The organism is Streptomyces sp. NPDC030862 (genome assembly GCF_055571835.1).
On record NZ_JBVIEN010000001.1, the window covers coordinates 691,506 to 709,965 of the forward strand.

The window sequence follows — 18,460 nt, forward strand, 5'->3', positions numbered from 1 at the left end:
TTCCAGTGATCGACGTGGACGGAAACGAGGAGGGCCTGTGCGCCGTGACGAGTTGCCGGGCCTGGCGGCCGGGGAGCCGGAGCAGTCGTTCGTCCTGCCCGCGGCGTGGCGGCGGAAGCTGCATCCGCGGCGTGGCGGCGTACGGAGGACGCCGGGCAGACCGGACAAGGACGCGGCGTCCCTCCTCCAAACACGCCTGACGGAGGACAAGGACTGGATAGAGGAGTTCCTCACGGCGCCCGGCAGCGACGCGCGGCTGGTGGCGGCGGCGCGGGCGCACCTGGACGGCAGCGGGCCCTCGCCGCTCGGCGCGGCCGCCGTGGCCGCGATGGTCGCGATGCCCCCGCCGACGGCCGCCGCGTGGGCGGACGTCTGGGCAGCGGAGCACGGGCTGCCGTTCGCCGCCCGGGCCGTGGTGGAGCTGTTCGACATCGAGGCGGTGTGGATCCAGTCGGGCGGCACGCGGTCGGATCCGGGTCTCACGGTGCTGGATTCCGCGACGTGCATCCCTTACCTCACCGAGCAGCGCCGGCCGTCGGCCGACCGCGTCAGGGCCCTGCTCGCGGCGGCCGACGAGGAGACCTACCGGGCGGCGGTGGCCGTTCTGGCGGGCGCGCGTGACGGTGAGCGGCGGCGGATCGCGGTGTCGTATCTCGTGCCGTCCGAGACCGGCTGGGTGAACGAATGCTGCGCCGAGCCCGGTCCGCTCGTCTCCCTCGACGGGTACCTGCGGTCGATGCTCTTCTGCTCGATGGACGCGCCGGAGCAGGTCGTCCGGCTGGGCGGGAAGGCGGACATCGACTGGCCGCTCTCCACGATCGCGACCGTGGCCGAGGGGCTGGGCGCGGCCGCGGCACCGCTGGTCGCGGAGGTCTTCGACCGCCCGTACGCCTCCGCCGCGAGCGTGAGGGCGGCCGCGGCCGCGCTGGTCGAGCTGCCGGGCGAGGCGGCGGTCCGGGCGCTGCTGTCCCGGGCGGACGACAAGCGGGTACGGCCCGCGCTGCTGGGCGCGATGGAGCGCCGGCCGGTGACGGCGCTGCGCGTACTGGCCGAGGCGTCGCAGGGAGCGGGCCGGGCCGCCGAGGTCGCGCGGCAGCTGCTGGGCGAGCACATCGGCGCCCATGAGGAGCTCGCTACGGCTGCTCTGCCCACGTTTGAGGAGGCGCTCGCGGCGGCCGTCCGGCCGTTCCTCAAGCGGCCGGACCGGGTGCCCGACGCACCCGCCGAGGCGCTGCCCGCGCTGCTGACGAGCCCGCCGTGGCTGGTTCCTCCGAGCTCGGAGGCCGAGGAGCCGGAGGCCGATGCGGAGGCGGGTGCGTCGAGGGTGATCGCCGGGCTGGACGCCGACGCCGCACCGGTCGTGGAGTGGCTGCCGGGCGAGCGGGAGGCGTGGGCGGCCACCCGGTCGCCGTACCTGCACCCCATGGACGGCGGTTCCGAGACGATGCCCGTCGACGTGGAGGCGCTGCGCCGCTACGGGCTGGAGGACCTGTCGTCGGCGCAGCTCTTCCTCCGGGGCCCGGAGGAAGAGCTGCGTCCCCTGCTCGCCGCGTGGGCGCCGGACGACTACTGGGAGGGCGAGAACACCCTGCGGCCGGTCGCCGCGCGGTACGGGACGGACGCGCTGCCGGTACTGAAGCGGGCAGCCGTGCGTCGACCGGCCACGCTGGGGGCGCTGCTGCTGCCGTTCCGGGACGCCGGGACCGCCCGGCTGATGGCCGAGTGGACGGTACGGCTCAAGAAGGCGGGCGGGGTGGCGCGCGCGTGGTTCGCGCGGCACGGCCTGGCCGCGGTCACCCTGCTGGTGCCGGACGCGGTGGGAGCGCCGGGACCGGCGCGGCGCCACGCCGCGTACGCCCTGGGGCTCATCGGGTCCGCGCACGGGGCCGAGGCGGTGTGCGGGGTGGTGGCCGCGCGGTACGGCGAGGAGGTCGCGGAGGTGGTCGGGGAGGTGCTGGCGCCGACCGCCGATCCGCTGCAGGCCGCCCTGCCCGCCACACTGCCCGCGCTCCCCGAGTGGGCCGATCCCGTCGTGCTTCCGCAGATCCTGCTGCGCGGCGGAGGCGGCGCGCTGCCCGCCGAGTCGGTGCGGCACACGCTGACCATGCTGGCGATGTCCCGTCCGGGCGGGGTCTACCCGGGGGTGCCGGTGGTGCGGGAGCTGTGCGACCGCGGCTCGCTCGCCGCTTTCGGATGGGAGTTGTTCGAGCGGTGGAGGTCGGCGGGGATGCCCGCCGAGGACAGTTGGACGCTGCACGCCCTGGGGCTGCTGGGCGACGACGAGACCGTGCGGCGGCTGGCCCCGGTGCTGCGGGCCTGGCCGGGCGAGGGAGCGCACCACCGTGCGGTGGAGGGGCTCGACGTGCTGGCCGCCATCGGTACCGACGAGGCGCTGACACAGCTGCACCGCATCGCGCAGCGCGTACGGTTCAAGGCGCTGAAGGCGCGGGCCCAGGAGAGGATCGCCGAGGTGGCGCGGGGGCTCGGGCTCACCGGCGAGCAGCTGGGCGACCGGCTGGTGCCGGACGCGGGCCTCGACGCGACGGGCGGCACGGTCCTGGACTACGGCGCACGGCGCTTCACGGTCGGCTTCGACGAGCGGCTGCGGCCATACGTGCGGGACGGGTCCGGCAAGCGGCTGAAAGGCCTGCCGAAGCCGGGCCCGCAGGACGATCCGGAACGGGCGTCGGCGGAGCGCGCGCGGTTCACGGCCTTGAAGAAGGAGGTGCGGACCGTCGCGTCGGACCAGGCGCGGCGGCTGGAGGCGGCCATGGTGGCGGGCCGGGCCTGGACGGTGGAGGAGTTCCGGGACCTGATCGCCGGTCACCCGCTGCTGCGTCACCTGGCGCGGGGGCTGGTGTGGCTCACCGAAGACGGGGACGCGGTGTGGTCGTTCCGGGTCTCGGAGGACCGGGCGTGTACGGACGTCGCGGGCCGGCACCGCGAGCTTCCCGCAGCCGCCTCCGTACGGCTGGCCCACCCGCTGGAGATCGAGGGCGAACTGGCGGCGTGGCGTGCGGTGTTCGGCGCCCACGGGATCGAGCAGCCGGTCCGGCAACTGGAGCGGCCCGTGTACCGGTTCACGGAGGAGGAGGCGGCGGGGTGGCGGCTGCCCCGTTTCGAGGGCATCACCGTGCCCACCGGCAGCCTGCTGGGCCTGGAGCGGCGCGGCTGGCGGCGCGGGGAGCCCCAGGACGCCGGGGTGGAGTGCTGGCTCAGCAAGGAAGTCGGGCCGGACCGGTACCTGGTCCTCAACCCGCGCGACGGGATAGCCGTCGGTGCCGTCGACGTCTATCCGGAGCAGCCGCTCGACGCCGTCTGGCTGCACGATCGCCCCGGGGACTGGTCGCCCCCGCGGGACAGCCGGCTGCGTCTGGGCGAGCTGTCCCCCGTCCTCGCCTCCGAGGCGCTGGCGGACCTGGCGGCGCTGACCGAAGGGTCCGCGTGAGGATCTGACCGACCGGCTACGCACCTCTCGCGCCATCGCGCCATCGCGCCATCGCGCCTGCCGGGCCTACCGCGCCTGCGGTGCGGGCGCCTTGGCGGGGTCGAAGGCGACGTACTCGACCACCGCGCCCCCGGGGTGCAGCACGGTCAGGTTCCGCCCGGTCGGCACCTCGTCGGCCCGTCGAGTATCTGGCCGCCCTCGTCCGCGACCAGCGCCAGGACCTCGTCGAGGTCCTCGACAACGGTGGTGGCCTGCACATCGCGGAACGGAGCCAGCGCCTCCGTCGTTCCCGCCACGAGCAGGTAGGCGCCGACGGCGGCCAACTCGACGCCCCGGTACGCGAAGCGCAGCTCCGGCTCGGTCCCGGTCAGCGACTGGAACGTCGGCAGCGCCGTGTCCAGGTCGTCGACGTACACGCGGGCGTAGGTGGCGAGCACCGGCATCGGACACTCCTCGGTCTCGTCTACGGCACCGACCGCGCGGAGCGGTCCAGAGCATGCGACGACCTTACCGGAGCCCCACTCCGGTTCTGCCTGACCGGCCCCGGCCGAGCCCACGGCGCGAGCCCCCACGAGGGTCCCGCCCGGGTCGCAGGCGGGCAGCAGCCTGACCGCAGGAGGCTCTGGGGAGCGCCCCGCGGAGGGCTCCCCCTACCCCCCGCAGGGAGGACAAGGGTTTCCCCCATATCGGGTTCACCTCGGGTTTCCCTACTGTCTGCCCCACCGGCGGTTCTCATTCCCTGGCCTCGTATGTCAGGTGCATGTAACCCCTGAGCACCACCGGTCGCGCCGGCGGCGGCCACGGGCCCACCCAGCCCGGGGACCACGGAGCACTGCCCCCATGGTGCACCGCGGTCCCCGCAGCCGCCCGCCGCGCGCCCTGCACCGTCAGCTGCTCCGGGAGTCGCCGGAGCCGCCCTGAAAGGGAACACCTTGAACGGTTCCAGGCGGAGACTCATATCCGTCGTGGCCGCGAGCGCCACGATCATCGGCGTGGCCGCCACCTCGTCGGTGGCACTCGCCGCAGAGGCCACCCCCCAGCCCGCCCCCCGGCCCGCCGCCGGGGTCACGCTGCCCAGCGCGCCGGTCGAGAAGGTCATCGTGACCTACAAGTCCCGCACCGCCGAGGCCACGTCCAACACCGCCGCCAAGGGCGACGCCGCCGAGAAGGCCGCCAAGACCGGTGAGGACCTCTCCTTCGAGCGCCGCCTCGCGAGCGGCGCCGCGCTCGTCGACCTCGGCCAGGAGGCGGCGTCGAAGCAGGACCTCTCCGAGGTCATGGCCGCCTTTCGCGCCGACCCGGCCGTCGCCTCGGTCGAGCCCGACATCCGCGCCTACGCGATGGCGGTCACCCCCAACGACACCGAGTACGCCAAGCAGTGGGACCTCTTCGAGCCCACCGGCGGCATGAACGTGCCCGGCGCCTGGGACACCACCACCGGCAGCGGCGTCACCGTCGCCGTCATCGACACCGGCTACGCCGCGCACAGCGACCTCAGCGCGAACACCATCGCCGGCTACGACTTCATCTCCAGCTCCGCCGACGCCCGCGACGGCGGCGGCCGCGACAGCGACCCCAAGGACGAGGGCGACTGGAACGCGACCGACGGCGAGTGCGGCACCGGCTCCCGCGCGAGCAACTCCTCCTGGCACGGCACCCACGTGGCGGGCACCATCGCGGCGACCACCCACAACGCCAAGGGCGTCGCGGGCATCGCGTACGGGGCGAAGGTCCAGCACGTGCGCGTGCTCGGCAAGTGCGGCGGCTCGTCCTCGGACATCGCCGACGCGATCACCTGGGCCTCCGGCGGCACCGTCCCGGGCATCCCGGTGAACCCGACCCCGGCCAAGGTCATCAACATGAGCCTCGGCGGCGCCAGCTCCACCTGCCCGACCGTGTACAAGAACGCCATCGACGGGGCGGTCGCGCGGGGGGCGACCGTCGTCGTCGCGGCGGGCAACAGCAATGCCAACGCGTCCGGCTTCACGCCGTCCAACTGCGCGAACGTCATCAACGTGGCGTCCACCAGCCGCGAGGGCAACCGTTCGTACTACTCGAACTACGGCACCATCATCGACGTGTCGGCCCCGGGCGGCGAGACCCGCCGCGCCACCGACACGCCGGGCACCATCACCACGCCCGAGAACGGCATCTTCTCCACCCTGAACTCCGGCACCACGACCCAGTCGCTGGAGAACTACAAGCCGTACCAGGGCACTTCGATGGCGGCCCCGCACATCGCCGGTCTCGCCGCGCTGCTCAAGTCGGCCAAGTCCTCGCTGACCCCGGCCGAGATCGAGACCGCGATCAAGAGCAACGCCCGTCCGCTGCCCGGCACCTGCTCCGGCGGCTGCGGCACCGGCATCGCCGACGCCGCGAAGACCGTCCAGGCCGTGACCGGCGGCACGGGCGCCCCCGGCACCGGAGCGAACTTCGCCAACGCGACCAATGTGAACATCGCGGACAACGCCACCGTGACGTCCTCGATCTCCGTCACCGGCCGCACCGGCAACGCCCCCGCCGCCCTCAAGGTGGACGTGGACATCAAGCACACCTGGCGCGGTGACCTGGTCATCGACCTGGTGGCCCCGGACGGCAGCGCGTACCGCCTGAAGAACTCCAGCAGCAACGACTCGGCCGACAACGTCCTCGCGTCCTACACCGTCGACGCCTCGTCCGAGGCCGCGAACGGTGTCTGGAAACTGCGCGTCCAGGACGTGGCCTCGGGTGACACCGGCTACATCGACTCCTGGGGTCTCACCTTCTGATCCTCTCGCATGACCTGCTCCACCGCTGGTCAGGGGCGTGTTCGCGGCACTGCGCCGCGGGCACGCCCCGTCGCGCTTCCCCGGCGGACCGTCCACATGCCGGACACGACACCTGGACGAGGGTGGCCGGGTTCGTATTCTCTGCTCCCAAGCGGGGACGGAGGGCGGTGGTGAGCGTGGTGCAGGCGGGGTCGACGCCGTACCGGGCGGCGTCACGCGAGCGCACGACGTCACGCGAGCGCGCCACCCCGCGAGAACGCGTCGTGCCCGTCGGCCGGGCGGAGCTGCTGACGCGCCTGGACCAGGTCCTCCGTACCCGCGGCCGCGCGCTCCTCACCGGCCCGGCCGGGATCGGCAAGACCGAGGTCGCCCAGGCGGCCGCCGACCAGGCCGCCTGCGGCCGTGGAGAAACGGTCCTGTGGCTCGCCCCGCAGCCCGCCGACCGCGACATGGCCGGTGCCGCGGCCGCCGCCCTCATCGCCTCCGTGCCCGCCGCCGCGCTCGACGGGCTGCCCGAGCCGCAACGCGCCGCCGTCGCCGTCCTGTGCCGCGAGGCCACGGCGCCCGAAACCGGCTGGGACCCCGTGGCGCTGCGCCTGGGCATCGCCCGCATCCTGCGCACCCTGGCCGAGCGCGGGCCGGTCCTCCTCGTCGTCGACGACGTCCAGCGCATCGACGCGGAGAGCGCCGACCTGCTGCGCTTCGCCCTCCACCTGGCCCCGCCCACGCTGCGCGTCCTCGCGGTCGAGACGCCGGACCCGTACGCCGACGGCGCCTCCTGCACCCTGTGGGTGCCCTCGGAGGCCGACGTCCTGCTCGTACCGCCGCTCCAGGCCGACGAGATCGCCGAACTCCTCGTCCACCACCGGCTGCCGTCCCGGATGGCCGGGCGCATCCACCGCACCAGCGGCGGAAACCCGCGCCTCGCGCTCGCCGTCGGCCGGTCGCTGGCCGACGCGCGGACGCCCGTGCACCACGCCGAGGCGCTGCCGCTGTCCGGCCGGGCCCGCGACCTCGCACGCCGCATGCTCGCCCCCGCCACGCCCGACGTGCGCGCCACGCTGCTGCTCGCCGCGCTCGCGCTGCGCCCGACGGCGGCGCTGATCCGCCGCGCCGGCCGCCCCACCGCCGAGGCGGAGCTGGCCGCGGCCGAGCGCGCCGGCCTGATATCGGTGACCGAGGACGGCACGGTCGCCTTCACGGCGGGCCTGCTGCCCTCCACCCTCGTCCACGACACCTGCTGGACCGAGCGCAGCGGCGGACACGCGGCGCTCGCGCGCGTGGCGGACGACCCGGTGGAGGCGGTACGCCACCGGGCGCTCGCCACAGACGTGCCCGACGAGGACCTCGCCGCCGAGGTCACCACCGCCGCGGAGACCGCCCGCCGCCGCGGCAACAGCGCGCTCGCCGCCGAACTGGCGCTGCTGGCCGCCGAGTCGACGCCGGTACGCCTCGGGGAGCGGCGCATCGCCCGGCTGGTGGACGCCGCCGAGGAGGCCGCCCGCGCCGCCCGCGCCGATCTCGCGATGCGCGCCGCAGCCGACCTGCTCGCCCGCGACGCGGCGCCCGCCGACCGGGTGCGCGCCCGGCTCGCCGTACTCGACACGGCCGGGCAGGGGCTGACGGACCTCGACGAGCTGTACGTGCACGCCATGGAGGACTCCGACGGCGACCCGCGGCTCCGGGCGGGCGTCCTGCTGCGGCTCGCGGTCAAGTACGTGCTCGCGGACGGCGATCCGGTACGTTCGCGGGCGGCCGCCGTCGAGTCGGCCGCGCTCGCCGCGTCGGTGGACGACCGGCACACGGCGGCGAAGGCCCTGACCGTACAGGCCCGGATGGACAGGGCGCTCGGCTCGCCGGACGCCGAACGGACGCTGGCCGAGGCGCGGGCCCTGGAGATGACCGACCGGCCGCTCGGCGTGCGCAACGCCGCCCAGATCCTGACCATCCGGCACGCGCTCTTCGACGACCGGCTCACCGAGGCGCGCGACCAGCTCAACGCCCTGCTCCCGCTGGTCGAGCGGCGCGGCCCGGTCGAGGACGCCATCGAGCTGCTGAACACCCTCTCCCAGGTGGAGGCCCGGCGCGGGCAGTGCGCGGCGGCCCTCGCGCACGCCCACCGGTCGCTCGCGCTGACCCTGGAGGCGGGCCTGTCGCCGGGGCCCGCGTGGTACCACCTGGCGCTCGCGGAGACGGCGGGCGGCAGCTTCGCGCGGGCCGCGGGATACGCCCGGCGCAGTGTGCGCGCGTCGGAGGAGGAGGGCGACCACGTCTTCCTCTCGCGCAGCCTCTACGCCCTCGGCCGCGTCCAGCTGGTCACGGGGGACGTGGCGAGCGCCCTGGAGACGCTGCGCCGCGTGCAGGAGGCGGAGAAGGCCCAGTGCGCCGTGGACCCGTCGATGGTGCGCTGGCACGAGGAGCTGGCCGAGGCACTGCTGGCCAACGACGCGCGGGACGAGGCGGAGGCGCTCCTCGCCGACGTCGGCCCGGTCGCCGAGCGCCTGGGCCGTACGACGGTGCTGCTGGGCTTCGACCGGGCGTACGCACTGTGCCTGGCGGCGGGCGGCAAGACCGACGAGGCGGTGGCCCTGCTGGCCGAGACGGCCGACCGGTTCGCCGCCCACGGGCTCGTACTGGAGCAGGGGCGCTGCCTGATCGCGCTGTCGCGGGTGGAGCGCAGGCGGCGCAGACGGTCGGCGGCGCAGCAGGCGCTGCACGCGGCGGCGGCCGTCTTCGAGCGGGCGGGCGCGGTGCCGTGGCTGGCGCTGACCGCGGAGAACCCGTCGTACGCAGAGCCGGCGCCGGGCGCGGCACCGGCGGGGAACGCTGCCCTGTCCCGGCTCACCGAGGCGGAGCTGCACCTGGCGCGGCTCGTCGGCGAGGGGGCGAGCAACCAGGAGGCGGCGGCCCGGCTGTACCTGAGCGTGAAGACCGTCGAAGCACGGCTGACGCGCATCTACCAGAAGCTCGACGTCCGTTCGCGGGCGCAGCTGGCGACGGTGCTGAACCAGGGCGCCGGGTCCTGAGCCGTGCAGGGCCCTTGCCCGGCCGGCCGTTCACGCGCTTCACTGACGCAGCTCCCCCCACAGGAGAATCCCCCGTCCCGGCCCCGACGCACCGAAGGGTTTCTCTTGACCACCACCTTCGCCACGGCCTCCACCGCCGTTTCCGCGCGCGCGACCGCCGTCCTCGCCGCGGCCTGCGCGCTCGTCCTCGGCGCGGCCCTGCCGTCCTCCGCGATCAACTCGTACAACGCCACGCCCGCGCCCGAGCGCACCGAGGTCGGCGCGCTCGTGGCCACCTGGGACCACGACGACGACCCTGCGACCGCGGACCGGGTCGACTGGGTGTGCTCCGGCACGATGATCGACACGGACACGTTCCTGACGGCGGCGCACTGCACCAGCGACTGGCCGGCCAACGTGCGGTTCTTCGTCTCCCTCGACCAGGACGTCCAAGGGGCGCTCGACCGGGCCGCCGAGCGGCACCCCGGCGATCCGGCGGCGGTCGCCCGCGCCGTCGCCGTCCCCGGCACGGCGCACCACCACCCGGCGTACCCCGGCCCGGCCTCGGACACCCACGACATCGCGGTGGTCGAGGTACCGGCGGACCGGCTCGCGGCACGCTGGGCGTTCACCCCGGCCGCGCTGCCGAAGGCGGGGGCGCTGAACGCGCTGGGCCCGCAGGGGCTCAGGGAGACGCCGTTCACGGTCGCGGGCTACGGCACCCAGGAGGCCCGGCGCGGCCCGGGCGGCCACACGCACCCCGGGGGCGGTGTCCGGATGAAGGCACCCGTCACGTACGACGCCCTCAACGGCGCCTGGCTGCGCCTGGCCATGACGGCGCCGCAGGGCAACGGCGGTGCCTGCTACGGCGACTCGGGCGGCCCGAACTTCGCGACGCTGGGCGGCAGGCGCACGCTCGTCGCCACCACCGTCACGGGTGACTCGCCGTGCTACGCCACCAATGTGACCTACCGCCTGGACAGCCCGGGCGCCCGGGCGTTCCTCTCGCCGTTCACGAAGCTTCCCTGAGCCTGGCGGAGGGATGGACGGCGAAGGCCCCCGGAAGCACCGGCTTCCGGGGGCCCTTGGGCGCGAGGCGCGCTCAGGGCGCCGTCACGGCGATCAGGCGGGGGTGATGTTCTCCGCCTGCGGGCCCTTCTGGCCCTGCGTGATGTCGAAGGTGACGGCCTGGCCCTCCTGGAGCTCGCGGTAGCCGTTGCCGTTGATGTTGGAGTAGTGCGCGAAGACGTCCGGACCGCCGCCGTCCTGCGCGATGAAGCCGAAGCCCTTTTCGGAGTTGAACCACTTCACGGTTCCGCTGGCCATGCTGGTGCCTCTCAGTTTGATGACGGGTCCGCACCGCGCGGACCCGGAGGTGATCGCCCTGGTCCTGCACTGCACAGCAAGAAGCCCACGCCTCCGCGTGGGCAGGAACTGCGAACCACGACATCTGGCATCGACGCTACACCGTGAAGGGGCTCATCACCAGAGAGCAACTTCCCGCCATTCAGGGGGCGCCGGTCCGGAACCCGGCCACCGATCGCCCTGACCGTCCTCGGAGGCGGCCTGGGCCCCGTCCTGCCCCCGGACCGTTCACCTTCGCCTTCCTCCCGATAATCTCTCCAAGTGATCGATGAAGTTACTCGCTGGTATCGCTTCGCCGACCTGCTGCCGGAGCCTGCGGCCACCGAGGTCAGGGACCTGTGGGCCACAGGAGAACAGGAAGCCGGTCTCGACCGGCTCGTGGCCGGTCTCCAGGCACACGGCGTGGTGGTGAGCGAGGCCGTCGTCGCCGAGATCGCGGTCGTGGCCCGGGAGTGGGGCATGGGCGAGGTGCTCACGCCCCGGCTCCTGCACTGCGCCGCCGTCCGGCCGGGCGCGGAGGAGCCGCCGCTCCGGCTGATCGAGCACCCGGACGCCCGGCCGCTGCCGGCCCAGGGCACCGGTCAGGCCGTCGTGCCGTGGATCGGCTGCGGTCGCTGCGGCGAGGTACTGGCCCGCGTCCACACCGTCGAGCCGTGGGGCGCACTGTCCCTCACGCCGCTGCACTACGCGCTCCTGACACCCGGCGCGGCGGCGCGGCCCCGTCTGTTCGCCGCCGACTCGGCGTGGCCGGCCCTGGCGGCCCTCGGCACCTGCGTCTGACCGTCCCTCACCCGCTCTCGCCGCCTCACCTGCGCTGCCACGAGCCGATCAGGCCCTGGGCCACCAGCTCGTCGGCGACGAGCCCGGCGTACTCGGTGGCGCCGCGCACCGAGGTGTGGGTGTTGTCGCGCTTCTCGTCCGTCAGGTACAGGGCCTTCGACGCCTCCGTACCGAGCGCCTCCACCCGCGCCTTGGTGAGCGCGGTCAGATCGACCAGCGGGGTGCCGAGCCGGGCCGCCAGGGCGCGGATCTCCGCCGGGTGGTCGACGCCGAGGGCGTTGACGAGCAGGGCCGCGTCGTTGTCGAGCGTGCCGTCGGCGTTGAACCAGCGGCGCACGATAGGCGTGACGAGCACCGGACGGCCGCCCCGCGCGCGTACGCCGTCGACGAGCGCGGTGAGGTTCGCGCGGTAGGTCGGCGCGTCGGTCCGCTTGTCGTTGTGGGCCAGCTGGATGAGCACCAGATCGCCCGGACGGACGCGTTGTCGCGCGGCCGGGAAGAGCGCGGGGTGGGCGAGGAAGGTGACGGTGCTCTCGCCGGAGTCGGCGTGGTTGGCGACCGAGAGCCCGCGCCTGAGGAGCTCGGGCAGCCGCTGCCCCCAGCCGGCGTACGGCTCACCCGGCTGGTCGCACACCGTCGAGTCGCCGATGAGCACGATCCTGCGGGTGGCGTACGGCGCCGGGGTGACGCGGACCGCGGACAGCACGGGCGCCGGGCCTCCGAAGACCAGCTGCAGCCCCGGCGTCCCGGCGGGCCCGGTGGGCTCGCCCTCGGGGGTGCGTACGTCGACGGTGAAGGAGCGGCGGATCCGCTCACCGGCCGCGGTGGCGGTCTCGGGGAGCATCGCGCGCCGCGTCTCGGCGGTGACGGAGGTGGCGCCGGCGCGCTCGCCGCCGAGCGTGACGGTGACGTCGTACGTGCCGGGCGGGACGTCGAAGTGGCAGACGACGGGCACGACACGGGTCCCGGCCCCGGAGCCGTAGCGGGTCCCGGTGCAGTCGTCCACCGCCTGCCCGTACGCCGTCGACGCGTGCGCGGGCAGGACGGCCCAGACGGGGAGCAGAGGCAGGGTCATGGCGGCAACCGCGACCAGCAGGGCGGTACGTCTCTTACGGTGCAAGGTGCTCAAGGCGCTCATGGCGTTCACGGCGTTCATGGCACCAAGAAACCTCAGGCGCCCTCCCCCGGCAGCGCGGCGCACGGCGCGGGTTCCGCTAGCTTCGGCGTCATGAGCAGCGCCGTCACCCCTCCCCCGTTCACCGACGCCCTCACCGACGGCCCCGCCCTCGTCCTGGACGGCGGCCTCTCCAACCAGCTGGAGGCCGCCGGGTACGACTTCTCCGACGACCTGTGGTCGGCGCGGCTGCTCGCCGAACGGCCCGACGCGATCGTCGCGGCGCACCGGGCGTACTACGCGGCGGGCGCGGACGTCGTGATCACCTCCAGCTACCAGGCGACCTTCGAGGGCTTCGCCCGGCACGGCATCGACCACGACCGGGCGGCCGAACTGCTGGCGCTCAGCGTGGAGCTGGGGCGCGAGGCCGCGCGCCGGGTAGAGGCCCAAAGCCCCGGCCGGGCGCTGTGGGTGGCCGCATCCGCCGGGCCGTACGGGGCGATGCGGGCCGACGGCTCGGAGTACCGGGGGCGGTACGGGCTGGGCGTCGACGAGCTGGAGCGTTTCCACCGGCCGCGTCTGGAGGTGCTGGCCGCCGCCCGGCCGGACGTCCTGGCGCTGGAGACCGTGCCGGACACGGACGAGGCGCGGGCGTTGCTCCGCGCGGTGCGCGGACTCGGCGTGCCGGCCTGGCTGTCGTACACCGTCGCCGGGGAGCGGACGCGCGCCGGGCAGCCGCTGGAAGAGGCGTTCGCCCTCGCGGCGGACGCGGAGGAGATCGTGGCCGTCGGCGTCAACTGCTGCGCCCCCGAGGACGCCGACCGGGCGGTCGCGCTCGCCGCCCGCGTGACCGGCAAGCCGGTCGTCGTGTACCCGAACAGCGGCGAGCGCTGGGACGCCCGGGCGCACGCGTGGGACGGTCGTCCGACCTTCTCCGCCGACCGTGTGACGGGCTGGCGGCGGGCCGGGGCGCGGCTGATCGGCGGGTGCTGCCGGGTGGGGCCGGAGACGATCGCGGAGATCGCCACCCGACTCCGCTGACCGTCTCATCGTCTGATCGCCTGATCGGTTGCCGGCGATCCATTGACCGGCTCACCGCCGAGCGATCACCCTTCCCGTGTTCCGACGACGGGAGTGACACGATGCCGCAGGTGCCGCAGCTGCCGCCCGACGACCGCGAGTCCAGCCCGTACACCGGCTTCACCCGCGCCCACTGGGAGGCGGTGGCCGACGGCCTGGTCCGGGCGGCCTGGCGCTGGGCGACGCCCGGGGGCGCGCTGCTGGACCTGCCGGGGCGCCCGTCCGTGTCCGGGGTCCGTTCGGACGGCCTGGAGGGATACGCCCGGACCTTCCTCGCGGCCGCCTTCCGGGTCGCGGGCGCCGGCGGCGGGGACCCGTACGGGCTGCTCGGACGGTACGCGGACGGGCTGGCGGCGGGTACGCGCACGCCCGGCCGCGACGACGCCGAGTCGTGGCCCCTCGTCCTCGACCACCACGTCCAGGGGCAGCCGATGGTGGAGTCCGCCTCCGTGGCGCTCGGGCTGCGGCTGACCCGGCCGTGGCTGTGGGACCGCCTCGACGACGCCGTACGGGACCGGGCGGAGGCGTGGCTGCGCGGGGCGCTGCGGCACACGCCCGCGCCGAACAACTGGTACCTCTTCCCGCTCACCGTGGCCGGGTTCCTGGAGTCGGTCGGACGCGGCGACGCGGAGACCGCGCGGGCGGTCGAGCGGGGCCTCGGGCTGCTGGAGTCCTGGTACCGGGGCGACGGCTGGTACGCGGACGGCGACGGCCGCGCCTTCGACCACTACAACGGCTGGGCCCTGCACCTGTATCCGGTGCTCCACGCCCACCTGGCGGGCGACGAGGGTCTGTTGGACGTCTACGGGCCCCGGCTGCGCGCGCATCTGGAGGGGTTCTCGCTGCTGTTCGGCGGGGACGGGGCGCCGGTCCACTTCGGTCGGTCGCTGACGTACCGCTTCGCGGCGGGCGCGGCGGTGGGCCTCGGCGCGCTGACCGGGCACACGCCGCTGACACCCGGGGTCTCGCGGCGGCTGCTGAGCGGCTGCCTGCGGTACTTCCTGGACCGGGGTGCCGTGGACGGCGACGGGCTGCTGACACCGGGCTGGCACGGCCCGCACGAGCCGACGCTCCAGGCGTACTCGGGCCCGGCGTCGCCGTACTGGGCGTCCAAGGCGTTCGTGGCGCTGCTCGTCCCGGCGGACGACCCGCTGTGGACCGTGCGGGAGGAGGCCGCGCCCGCCGAGGACGGCGCCGACCGGGTGCGGGCACTGCCCGCGCCGGGGCTGCTGGTGCAGACGACGGCCGCCGACGGGATCGCGCGGCTGCACAACCACGGCAGCGACCCTCTGCGGCCCTTCGAGGGCGAGTCGGCGGACCGGCACGACGTGCTGTACGGACGGCTCGCCTACTCGACCCGTACCGGGCCGACGTCGGCCGCCAACGCACCCGACAACCACCTTGTCCGTCGAGGTCGACGGCGTCCCGTCCGTACGGTGCCGGGTCCGTCCCCTGGGCGCGGGCCACGGCGACGGCTGGGGCTGGGCCGCCTCCTGGCACCGGCCCTCCTTCCCCTCCGGCGCGCCGATGGTGCCGGGCCTGCGGGTGGAGCACGTGACGGTGGCGCGCGGCCGGTACGAGCTGCGGGTGCACCGGGTGACGGGCCTGCCGCGCGGTGCGCGCGTCCACCTGTCCGGGTGGGCCACGGGCCCGGGCGAGCCGCTCGTCTCGCAGCTGTACGGCCTGCACGGCTGGGCGGATGCGGACGCCGCCGAGCTGCGCGCGCCGCAGGGGACGGCGTACACCCGCTGGGCCACCGTCCCCCGCGTCGGCACCGGTCCGTGCGACGGCGGTACGGCGCTGCTGGTGGCCCTCGCCTCCCTGACCGCCTCCCCGGACCCCGCTCCGCTCGCGGAGGCGGCGGTCCTGGAAGGCACGGACGGCGGCGACTCGGTGGAGGTGCGCTGGACCGGCGACGGATCGCTCACGCGGGTCGCGTTCACGCCGTCGGTGACCGTGACGGTGACGGTGGCGCATCGCCGGCCGTAGCGCCCTTCCGGTCAGTAGGCGACGGTCAGGTGCGCCGCGCCGGCGGGCCGTTCCAGCTCGTCGACGACGGCCACCGCGAGGTCCTCGGCGCTGATGCGCGACACCCCGGCGGCGTCGGTCAGCAGCGTGTCCCGGCCCCACCGGTAGGTGCCGGTGCGCTCGCCCGGTTCGAGGAGCGCGGGCGGGCTGAGATACGTCCAGCCCCGGTAGGTGTGGCTCTCGCAGGCGCGCAGCTGCGCGAGGCTGGCGCGGGCGATGGACCGCCACTGCGCAGGGACGAACGTCTCGTCGTCGACGGCGAGCCGGGCGGGGTCGCCGGGGGTGCGGAGCGGTCCGGCGCCGCCGACCACCAGCACCCGGACGCCCGCGGTCGCCGCGGCGTCGAGAAGGCGGTGCGTGGAGCCGGTCACGGCGGTGGCGTCGTCCAGGGCCGGAGGGACGCTCAGCACGAGGGCGTCGGCTCCGGCGAGGGCGGCGTCCGGGAGACCGGCGGTCGTGAAGTCCGCGGCCAGCGCCGTCACGCCCGCCGCCTGCCGCTCGGGAGGCCGCCGGGACACGGCGGTCACGTGGTGACGGCGGCGTACGGCTTCGGCGGTGACGCGCGAGCCGACCATGCCGGTGGCGCCGATGACGGTGATCCTCATGAGTGGTGGCCTTTCCGGGTGCGCGGCACGTCGGCCCGCGGTAGGGGGAGGTGTACGCGTGAGGGGGTGAACTGCCCGGCGACGAGCGCCGCGAGCGCGAGGGCGAAGCCGCCGAGCTGCGTCGGCGTGAAGACCTCACCGAGGAGCACGGCCCCGACCACCGCGGCGACGAGCGGGGAGAGCAGGACGAGGAGGGAGGTGGCGGTGACCGGCAGGCGGCCGATGCCGCGGAACCACAGCACATAGGCGATCAGCCCGCCGGCGGTCGCGAGCCAGAGGTACCCCGTCACCGCGTGCGCGTCGACGTACGGCGGTACGCCCTCGAACAGCAGGACCAGCGGCAGCAGGAACAGTCCCCCGCCGGAGAGCAGCCAGCCGGCGAAGGGCAGCGGGCCCACCCCGGCGGGGCGTCCCCAGCGCTTGGTGAGCGTGACCCCCGCGGCCATCGACCCGGCGGCCCCCACCCCGGCGACGACGCCGAGCGCGTCGAACCCGGCGCCGGGGCGCAGCACCACGAGCCCTACGCCGACGACTCCGGCCACCCCCCACGACAACCGCCAGGACGACGGCGATTCGCTGAGCACGACGATCGCAAGCCCCGCCACGATCAGCGGCTGGGCCGCGCCGAGGGTGGCGGCCACACCGCCGGGCAGCCGCTCCGCGGCGACGAAGAGCAGCGGGAAGGGGGCGCCGATGTTGAGCACCCCCAGCACGGCGGCCTTCCACCACCAGTCACCGCGCGGCAGTGTGCGGGTGACCGCGACGGCGAGCAGCCCCAGCGGCAGCGAGCGCGTCAGCGCCGCGAACAACGGGTGGCCGGGCGGGAGGAGTTCGGTCGTGACCCAGTAGGTCGTGCCCCACGCCATCGGCGCGAGCGCGGTCGTGACGATGAGAAGGAGGAGCGCCCAGCGGGAGCGCCGTGCCCTCCGGTCGGCCGATGGGTTGATCTGCTGCGTCGTGGTGCGCGGTAGCGCCGTCCCCGTGGTCATGCATCGAGTGTCGGCGCCCAGCAGCCATGAATCCAACGCATGGTTTTCATTCCAACGATCGTGCTGCACGATGAATCGGTGGATCTGCAGCAGATGCGTTACGTGATCGCCGTGGCCGAGACGCGGAACTTCACGCGCGCCGCCGAGCGGTGCTTCGTCGTCCAGTCCGCCCTGAGCCACCGCGTCGCCGCGCTGGAACGGGAGCTCGGGGTGAAGCTGTTCGCCCGGACGAGCCGGCGGGTGGAGCTGACGGCCGCCGGGGAGGCGTTCCTGCCGGCGGCGCGGCAGTCACTGGAGGCGGCCGGCCGCGCCGCCGCCGAGGCCGCCGCGGCGGTGGCGCCGCGATCGACGTCCCGGCGGTGCTGCGGGTGTTCCGGGAGCGCCACCCCGAGGTGCGTATCAGCCTCCGCGTGGCCGCCAGCGACGAGCTGACGGCCCAGGTGGTGGCGGGAGACCTCGATGTCGCGGCCCTGGGCCTGCCGGAGGGCGACCGGCCCCGGGGCGTCCGCGCACGGCTGCTGGCGCGCGACCGGCTGGTCGCCGTCGTACCCGAAGGGCACCCGCTGGCGGGGAGGGCCCGGGTGGGCCTGGCGCGGCTCGCCGAGGAGACGTTCGTCGACTTCCCCGCCGGAACGCCCGGCCGGGCCCAGAGTGACCGGGCGTTCGGGGAGGCGCGGTTGACGCGTGAGGTCGCGTTCGAAGTGCTGGCGCCGGATCTGATGGTGCGGCTGGTCCGGCAGGGGCTCGCCATCGCCCTGCTGCCGTCCGCGGTCGCGGCGGGCCTGCCCGGGCTGGCGACCGTAGCGATCACCGGGGGGCCGCGCCGGGTCGAGTACCTGGTCTGGAGCGAGTTCAACCCGACTCCGGCGACCACGGCGTTCCTGCGCACGCTGGAAGAGCACGGGCGTGGCGCAGGAACGCAGTGATGCGGTGGTGTGGCGGTGCGGTGGCGCCGGGGCGCCGTCCCGCCCGTCAGCCCCCGAGCGGAAGACCGGCGGGCACACCACCGAGGAGGCTGCCGACGGGTCCGCCACCGACCGGCAGCGGTGAGGCCTGACCGGGCTTGCCCTGCCCCTGCGGGCCCGAGGCGAGCAGGCCCGTGCTGTTGAGGTTGGAGGAGATGGGCGTACCCACCGAGGCCGGCGGGTGCTCCGCGACGGTGGTCGCGACGGCGGCGGCCGGAACGATCGCCGCCATGCTCGCGCCCGCCACGCCGGCGCACACGGTGATCAGTCGGATACCGGGACGAATGCTCATATCTGCTCTGCTCCTGTACGG

The 18,460-nt window shown here is 75.0% G+C and carries 12 protein-coding genes and 2 pseudogenes; 8 read left to right on the forward strand and 6 right to left on the reverse strand.

The genetic code is table 11. The features are described from left to right. Nucleotides 1-37: 37 nt before the first annotated feature. On the forward strand, nucleotides 38-3,448 hold the full coding sequence (locus ACZ42X_RS03190; RefSeq protein ID WP_468283695.1) for a DUF4132 domain-containing protein: 3,411 nt from the start codon (nucleotides 38-40) through the stop codon (nucleotides 3,446-3,448). A 146-nt stretch (nucleotides 3,449-3,594) separates the two neighbouring features. On the opposite strand, the gene ACZ42X_RS03195 is transcribed toward ACZ42X_RS03190, so the two are convergent. After that, nucleotides 3,595-3,891: a VOC family protein gene (locus ACZ42X_RS03195; RefSeq protein ID WP_468283697.1), complete on the reverse strand. Its 297-nt coding sequence runs from the start codon at nucleotides 3,889-3,891 to the stop codon at nucleotides 3,595-3,597. 522 nt (nucleotides 3,892-4,413) lie between these two features. On the opposite strand from ACZ42X_RS03195, the gene ACZ42X_RS03200 reads away from it, so the two are divergent. From ACZ42X_RS03200 to ACZ42X_RS03210, 3 genes are all read left to right on the forward strand, one after another. Further along, on the forward strand, nucleotides 4,414-6,216 hold the full coding sequence (locus ACZ42X_RS03200) for a S8 family peptidase (protein WP_468283699.1): 1,803 nt from the start codon (nucleotides 4,414-4,416) through the stop codon (nucleotides 6,214-6,216). A gap of 263 nt (nucleotides 6,217-6,479) precedes the next feature. Next, entirely contained in the window at nucleotides 6,480-9,242 is a 2,763-nt protein-coding gene (locus ACZ42X_RS03205; protein WP_468284118.1) for a helix-turn-helix transcriptional regulator, read from the forward strand. A gap of 105 nt (nucleotides 9,243-9,347) precedes the next feature. Next, nucleotides 9,348-10,250: a trypsin-like serine protease gene (locus ACZ42X_RS03210; protein ID WP_468283701.1), complete on the forward strand. Its 903-nt coding sequence runs from the start codon at nucleotides 9,348-9,350 to the stop codon at nucleotides 10,248-10,250. A 93-nt stretch (nucleotides 10,251-10,343) separates the two neighbouring features. On the opposite strand, the gene ACZ42X_RS03215 is transcribed toward ACZ42X_RS03210, so the two are convergent. After that, a complete protein-coding gene (locus tag ACZ42X_RS03215; RefSeq protein WP_190203608.1) occupies nucleotides 10,344-10,547 on the reverse strand; it encodes a cold-shock protein in 204 nt (67 codons plus the stop codon). Between the two features lie 300 nt (nucleotides 10,548-10,847). Here ACZ42X_RS03215 and ACZ42X_RS03220 point away from each other — a divergent pair, with 300 nt between their 5' ends. Then, nucleotides 10,848-11,366, forward strand: a complete 519-nt coding sequence (locus tag ACZ42X_RS03220; protein WP_468283704.1) for a hypothetical protein — start codon at nucleotides 10,848-10,850, stop codon at nucleotides 11,364-11,366. A 25-nt stretch (nucleotides 11,367-11,391) separates the two neighbouring features. Here ACZ42X_RS03220 and ACZ42X_RS03225 read toward each other — a convergent pair whose 3' ends face one another. Beyond that, nucleotides 11,392-12,441: a rhamnogalacturonan acetylesterase gene (locus ACZ42X_RS03225; RefSeq protein ID WP_468283706.1), complete on the reverse strand. Its 1,050-nt coding sequence runs from the start codon at nucleotides 12,439-12,441 to the stop codon at nucleotides 11,392-11,394. Between the two features lie 153 nt (nucleotides 12,442-12,594). Here ACZ42X_RS03225 and mmuM point away from each other — a divergent pair, with 153 nt between their 5' ends. Together mmuM and ACZ42X_RS03235 are read left to right on the forward strand one after the other, a co-directional pair. Further along, nucleotides 12,595-13,521 carry a homocysteine S-methyltransferase gene (gene mmuM / locus ACZ42X_RS03230; protein ID WP_468283708.1) on the forward strand — a complete coding sequence of 309 codons (927 nt, stop codon included), beginning with the start codon at nucleotides 12,595-12,597 and terminating at the stop codon, nucleotides 13,519-13,521. Nucleotides 13,522-13,622: 101 nt separating this feature from the next. After that, nucleotides 13,623-15,549: pseudogene (locus ACZ42X_RS03235) on the forward strand (DUF2264 domain-containing protein). 11 nt (nucleotides 15,550-15,560) lie between these two features. Here the strand turns inward: ACZ42X_RS03235 and ACZ42X_RS03240 are convergent. Together ACZ42X_RS03240 and ACZ42X_RS03245 are read right to left on the reverse strand one after the other, a co-directional pair. After that, nucleotides 15,561-16,193 (reverse strand): NAD(P)-dependent oxidoreductase, encoded by a 633-nt coding sequence (locus ACZ42X_RS03240; protein ID WP_468283710.1) that lies wholly within the window; start codon nucleotides 16,191-16,193, stop codon nucleotides 15,561-15,563. Beyond that, a complete protein-coding gene (locus ACZ42X_RS03245) occupies nucleotides 16,190-17,182 on the reverse strand; it encodes an EamA family transporter (protein ID WP_468283712.1) in 993 nt (330 codons plus the stop codon). Before ACZ42X_RS03245 ends, ACZ42X_RS03240 begins: the two co-directional genes overlap by 4 nt. 78 nt (nucleotides 17,183-17,260) lie before the next feature. Between ACZ42X_RS03245 and ACZ42X_RS03250 the strand changes: the two are divergent. After that, nucleotides 17,261-18,108 (forward strand): annotated as a pseudogene (locus tag ACZ42X_RS03250) (LysR family transcriptional regulator). Nucleotides 18,109-18,154: 46 nt separating this feature from the next. Here ACZ42X_RS03250 and ACZ42X_RS03255 read toward each other — a convergent pair. Beyond that, on the reverse strand, nucleotides 18,155-18,439 hold the full coding sequence (locus ACZ42X_RS03255; protein WP_468283714.1) for a hypothetical protein: 285 nt from the start codon (nucleotides 18,437-18,439) through the stop codon (nucleotides 18,155-18,157). Between the last annotated feature and the right edge of the window lie 21 nt (nucleotides 18,440-18,460).